Origin of the sequence: Halalkalibacterium halodurans, assembly GCF_004376175.1 — a bacterium.
Classification (GTDB): Bacteria; Bacillota; Bacilli; order Bacillales; family Bacillaceae_D; genus Halalkalibacterium; species Halalkalibacterium halodurans.
In genome coordinates this window covers 1-5,905 of record NZ_SNUY01000110.1, presented here as the reverse complement: position 1 = coordinate 5,905, position 5,905 = coordinate 1, and the positions used below count along the sequence as shown (strand labels likewise).

5 protein-coding genes are annotated in these 5,905 nt (G+C 31.7%); all 5 read left to right on the top strand.

Annotated elements, in window-relative coordinates; translation table 11 throughout:
• Positions 1-554: 554 nt before the first annotated feature.
• Positions 555-1,643, top strand: a complete 1,089-nt coding sequence (locus tag E2L07_RS19845) for a hypothetical protein (RefSeq protein ID WP_134230467.1) — start codon at positions 555-557, stop codon at positions 1,641-1,643.
• The gene (locus E2L07_RS19840; RefSeq protein ID WP_166740142.1) at positions 1,636-3,306 is read left to right on the top strand and encodes a ThiF family adenylyltransferase; all 1,671 of its coding nucleotides are present in this window, start codon (positions 1,636-1,638) and stop codon (positions 3,304-3,306) included. Before E2L07_RS19845 ends, E2L07_RS19840 begins: the two co-directional genes overlap by 8 nt.
• Positions 3,303-3,770, top strand: a complete 468-nt coding sequence (locus E2L07_RS19835; RefSeq protein WP_134230465.1) for a Mov34/MPN/PAD-1 family protein — start codon at positions 3,303-3,305, stop codon at positions 3,768-3,770. Before E2L07_RS19840 ends, E2L07_RS19835 begins: the two co-directional genes overlap by 4 nt.
• Positions 3,771-3,773: 3 nt before the next feature.
• A complete protein-coding gene (locus tag E2L07_RS19830) occupies positions 3,774-4,787 on the top strand; it encodes a DUF3307 domain-containing protein (RefSeq protein ID WP_134230464.1) in 1,014 nt (337 codons plus the stop codon).
• A gap of 171 nt (positions 4,788-4,958) precedes the next feature.
• Positions 4,959-5,905: IS1380 family transposase (locus E2L07_RS19825; protein WP_134230463.1), on the top strand; the 947-nt coding region annotated here is incomplete at its 3' end.

Sequence of the window (5,905 nt, the reverse complement as noted above, 5' to 3'; positions counted from 1 at the left end):
TGGTTTTCGGCGTTATGATCGCTTGCGAAACCGTATTCTCTTGCATCATCAATTCAAACATCAGACATTCGGGGTAGGATAAGAGGGGCTCGCCCTCCTATGCCACCCCAACATTTGACTAAGAACCAAATTTTATGGTTCAATTTTAATAAATCTTTCCTTTTTGGATCGTTTTTTTCATTTTAGTCACTAAATAATGTATAAAACTTTGTTAATAAATTGTAGTAATTATGCCGCACTCTAATTTTAGTAATCCTCTTTTTAATTTTTAAACTAATCTTAAATTGTGAGTAAAAATATATTGTTTCCTCAGTAGTTATTCCTTACTTTAATTATTCAGAGCAGCTGATAATCGAATGTACCAAATATACGGATATTTTCTTTCTCTATAGTTAAAGTTTTGTGAAGGATTTATAGTTAAATGGATTTATAGTTCAAAGGTAATGGTTTTAAGGGACATGAATCTTGTGGATTTGACAAAAATATCTTACAATTTATTTATATGATTGCTAATTTAGAATGGAGCTAAACAATAAAGGAATGGGGGAATAATATTGGTTAATAAGGGTTCAATGTATCGCTCAGTTATATCGAATAATACTCGCTATAAAATAAGTAAAAATCCTCTCTCCGTACTATTAAATGAGCAAAAAAATTTATTTAAAAGTGCAGAGGATCAGCAGCAAGAAAGAGAAATAGAAACTATTATAAAGCAGGAATTAGAAAAGGGTTTTAAAATAGGCGGACATATAGATTTTGATTATCTATTAGAGAATGTTAGAGAGGAAAATGATTTTTATAATGAAATCAACCAAAAAGCTGATGTTAAAATGTGTTCACTTTTTGTTGATTTACGAAATTTTACTAGAAGAGCATTATTTGTAGATGAACCGGGGATTGAAACAATTCAGGAGATTGCTGAATTAAAGCAAAAAGCAATATCAACTTGGATTAGGTTAGCAAGATATTATCAAGCACATATTCACTCCATTACGGGTGATGGTTTGATGATTTTAATTGGTGGAACACAACCAGAAGATGCAGATGATTGGACTATTGGTGCTAGGGCTTTTCTTATAGCGTTAAGAATACTTGAAAGTACAGATTTATTAAATGAAGAATTAAGGCAAAATTTAATTGACAAAGGTCAAGAAACGTTTGCAAATAGCTCCAACAATTTACTTGATATAAAAGTAGGAATTGAATTCTCCAATAATACTCTTATGAATCCTCAAGGTGTTATTGTTAATGATAACGGTATAAAGAAAGCTGTTGGTGAAGTAAAGGCTACTTCATTTGAAATTGACTTTTCTGCGAAGTTGTTAAGTTATTATAATGACATCAAAGAAGAAAAAATAGAAGGTTCACCAAAGTACGGAAGAATTTTAATTCTAGGAGAGAAATATAAGGAATTAATGGATTTTAAAGAGGAAGTTCCTATATGTTTTTATACTAATTATGAAAGGCAAATGTTCGGGCAAAAACAGAATAGAAAAGTATATTATTTAGATTGTAAGCCATATAAGGATGAAATAATAACAATTGAAGAAGTCGCAGGATATTGTAATGTTTATGATGCATCTGAAATGGCCAAGGCTGCAAGTATTCATATTGCAAGACAAGAGAAGGTACAACATGGGTAGTCAATTAATAGAAGTAAAAGCCGAGTTACAAGAACTCGGTTTCTGCTTTTCTGAAGAAACTATTGGTGTGGGTAGGATCCCTCAAAATGGTGAGGAAAATGGTTATTATATTAATGTAGAGGTTTCAATAAAAGATTATCCTTTGAAGCAGCCGTCAATAAAATTAATTAGTATAAATGGTGAAAGTAACTTGCATAAAGTAATACCAGCTAATTGGCGACATATTGATGAATTATTGATTGATAACCCCAAAAATTCACAGTTCTATATTTGTTGTTTACATAATTGGGCAGCAAAAGTTGAATACAATGGTAATTTTATTTATCAAAGAATTTTAGACTGGTTACAGTCTAATGTCAACCAAGACTGGAAGAAAGAGGAAGATTTAATATCGTGGAGAATATTACCTCAATTTACCCAATTAGTAATGTATCTACCTAAAGGATTTATAAATCAATTTGAAAGTATTGAACTTAAAAAGTTTTATAAAACGACTGTTGATCATACACCATTTTTATTTAAAAATGGGAAAGAGGCCTCTACCAAAAAGAGGGGAGAAACTTATGAATATGAAAGCATAGATTCAAACAAACCATATTCTTTCTTTCCTGATTTTAGTGAAGATAGAGGTTTTAATATTCTAAAACAATTTCGACTGCCAAATAAACATTCTAAATCGACTCTTTTTCTTGTACGACTTCCAAGAGGCTTTTCATTTAAAACTCTTTACCAATTGATTCAAACTCTAAGGAACAACTTTCCTATAAGTTCTATAGATAAGGATATAAAAAGCCTAATCTTTTTGATCATGTACAAAGGTGATCGAGGAAAGACAGAGGTTACTTCTTTCATTACAGGAAGAGAATCATTTGAGCGAGATGCGGAATTTAACGTAACTAATATTAAAATAGAAGGTATCCCTGAACGCCCTAATGGAATTGATATGACAGTAGGGATGATAGGAGTAGGTTCTTTAGGAAGTCAAATTGCGAGATTATTAGCTGAAAAAGATGTGAAAGCTTTGTTAATGGCGGATTACGATAAAATGGCTCTTGAAAATATTGGTAGGCATGTACTAGGTTCAATTCATGTAGGTGAATATAAATCACTTGCATTAAAACAACTTTTATCTAATTATTATTTGCATGAGAATATTTTTGCAACGGCTAATGATGACGAGGTAATTGAATTAGCTGATGTTCTTATTGTAACTGTGGGGGATTCGGCTAAATTTGATTATTTTGCATTTAATAAATTAATAAATTATAAAAAGCCTGTTATTTGGGCGTGGACATCAGCTAACAATATCTTACAAGAGATAGTAATAACTACTCCCTCTACAGGATGCTTAAATTGCTACTATCATGAAGCAAAGGAAAATAAAGATTTAAAACAAATACAGGAATTATCACAAAAGGAAATAGAAAAATACGATTCGAATGAAATTGATATTTGCGGGAACCCACATACGGTATCACAAATGGAACGAATGGTCTTTTTAGCAACACAGATTGTGTCAATTCTTTCCTTTTATAATAAGCATGGGAAATTTAAATTTGACTATGTTAATTATTATTGGGGAATGGACGATATAATTCCTACACCTCTAATCGGTTATTTAGATAAAAGTCACTTGTGTTTTTGTGAAAGGGAAAGTATATGAAAAAAAGGAAAATATATATTTCAAAAAAAGTAATTAAAAAAATGGAAAAACTCACGGTAAAATATAATGATACTGAAAATGGTGGATATATTTTTGGAAAGATGAATCCAGAATGGGTACGAGTTCTAGATGTTTCTGATGCAGGGCGTAATGCTAAAAGAACTTTTTCAAAAGTTGAATTCGATAACGATAGCCTTTTAGAATATGTAAAAGAAAAACTTCAAATAAACCAATTTTTGATTGGTACTTGGCATTCCCATCCAAGAAATTACAGCTTAATCCCTTCTAAGTTAGATCAGTCTACAATGATAAATATTAATAATTATTTCGATAGTACTCATGCTCCTATTTTTATCATTACTGGAATTCATGATGGTAACGTTAAATTTTCTATATACAAGATTAATAAATTCGGAGAAGTTATAAAGGACATGAATTACGAAATTATCGATTGTGAGGGATAACGTTTGTCAGATGAAAAAAAAGATGACAAGAATAAATTGGAATTTCTATATAAGGCTATTGACGATACGCAAAATACAATTCGCTTTACGGATACGAAAGCAGGAGTTGTAATTGCTTTTTGGACACTAGTTATGAATATTCTTATCCGAACAAAAAATGAATGGTATAATTTTTTGTTTGGTTTAGAGAATAAATCAGAACAATTTCTGATTGCAATTTTTATTATAGCTTTGATTTTTTTCTTTTTGAAAAGTGTATGGTTGTCGTATTTGACTCTGGTTCCTCGAATTAATCCTAATAATCAAATTAATACCAAAGATTTTGATGCTCAAGGTTTATTTTTTCTAGCCGAAACAACACCTGAAATAAAAGGTAAATATTTATATGGAAATTATAAAAAACTTCAGATAAGGGAAAGTGCCAAAGATTACCATGATAAAATTTCAATGCTTGACAACATATCTATTGAGAAAGAATTAGTGCTTGAGTTGCAAAAGATTTCTTTGATAAGGAATGTTAAAATTGCTCGTGCTAGTTCAGCAATTACCGCTGTAATTTACTTTTTAATAACAATAATGCTTTTGTTTACTTATTTATTTGGTTCTAAAATATTTGGCTTTATAGAGATAAATAATTTTGTTCCCGGTGTAAATTTTAATATTAAATTATTTATTATACTTTATATTGGACATAAGATTGCTGATTATTTACTTCAAACAGATCGACAAGCAGTAAAAAAAACAACTAGCTGGAAGGCGTTATTATCACATAGTTTTATTTATACGTTAGTTTTAACGGCAATGGGCTACATCTTTGCAGGATATTTTAGTTGGATAGCTATTTTTATAATCTTTGTGAGTCATGTAATTATTGATCGGAGAATTATTTTGATATGGTGGGCTAAAAATGTTAAAAAAATGACTAATACAGAAAATGAGTCCGTTCAACCTACCATGATGGAATTGGATCAGGCATTTCACTATATAATTATATTTTTAGTAAGTTGCTTAAAATAAGTATAACTTATTATTCATCCTGAATTATTCATAAAAAATCTTTGATAACCAAATAATGCTTATCTATCAAGGTATTGAGCTAAATGGTCCATGCATCAAATAAATGAAAAAAGAATCCATTTCTGATAAGGTTAAAACAGCTACGAAATAACCACAGAAAGGATTCTTATAATGGCTACTTTACCGCAACTAACACTAGATTTCAATCGTCGAATTAAATTATCAACTGATGGAGGCTCTCTTTCTTCTGATACAGGTGAATTCGTTTTTCGAGAGTTTGATGAAAAAATCGGATTCTCTGATACTCTTGTTCAACACCTGCATCTGAACGACGAGAGAAAATACCATGTTCATTCAAATGAAAATCTACTTCGTCAAAAGCTTTATCAAGTCATCGCTGGTTATGCCGAGGATGATGCGGCCGATCAATTAACAAATGACCCCGTTTTTACACAAGTCATTGGAACAAATGCGTTAGGTTCTCAACCTAGTTTATCTCGCTTTTATACACGATTTGATCATGAGTCCATTGAACAATTACATCACGCTAACCAAGAACTTTTAGATAAAGTACATGAACTGAGAGAGTCAAAAGCACTCATCATTGATTTAGATTCAACACATGCTGACACATACGGCCAACAAGAATTTACAGCTTATAATACCCATTACGGGACTGTTGGCTTTCATCCATTGGTTGCCTTCGATGGGATAACAGGCGATTTCCTAAAAGCCCAGCTACGCCCTGGAAATGTGTATACGTCCAATGGTGTTGTGGATTTTGTGGAACCACTTATCAAACATTACAATGAAAAATTTCCGGCAACGACACCATTCTTACGCGGCGATAGTGGTTTTGCCGTTCCAGCTCTATACGATTTATGTGAACGTGAATCGGTTTATTATGTCATTCGTTTGAAATCTAACGCCATTTTACAGCGAATGGCAGATGAATGTCATCCAGCCACAGTACCGTCAGATGTGACAAAGTCTGAATGTTATTATGAGGAAATCGACTATCAAGCGAAATCATGGTCTAAGCCGAGAAAGGTCATCATCCAATCGGTTCGCCCTGCAGGCGAATTGTTGTTTACCCATTCATTTTTTGTAACGAGTCT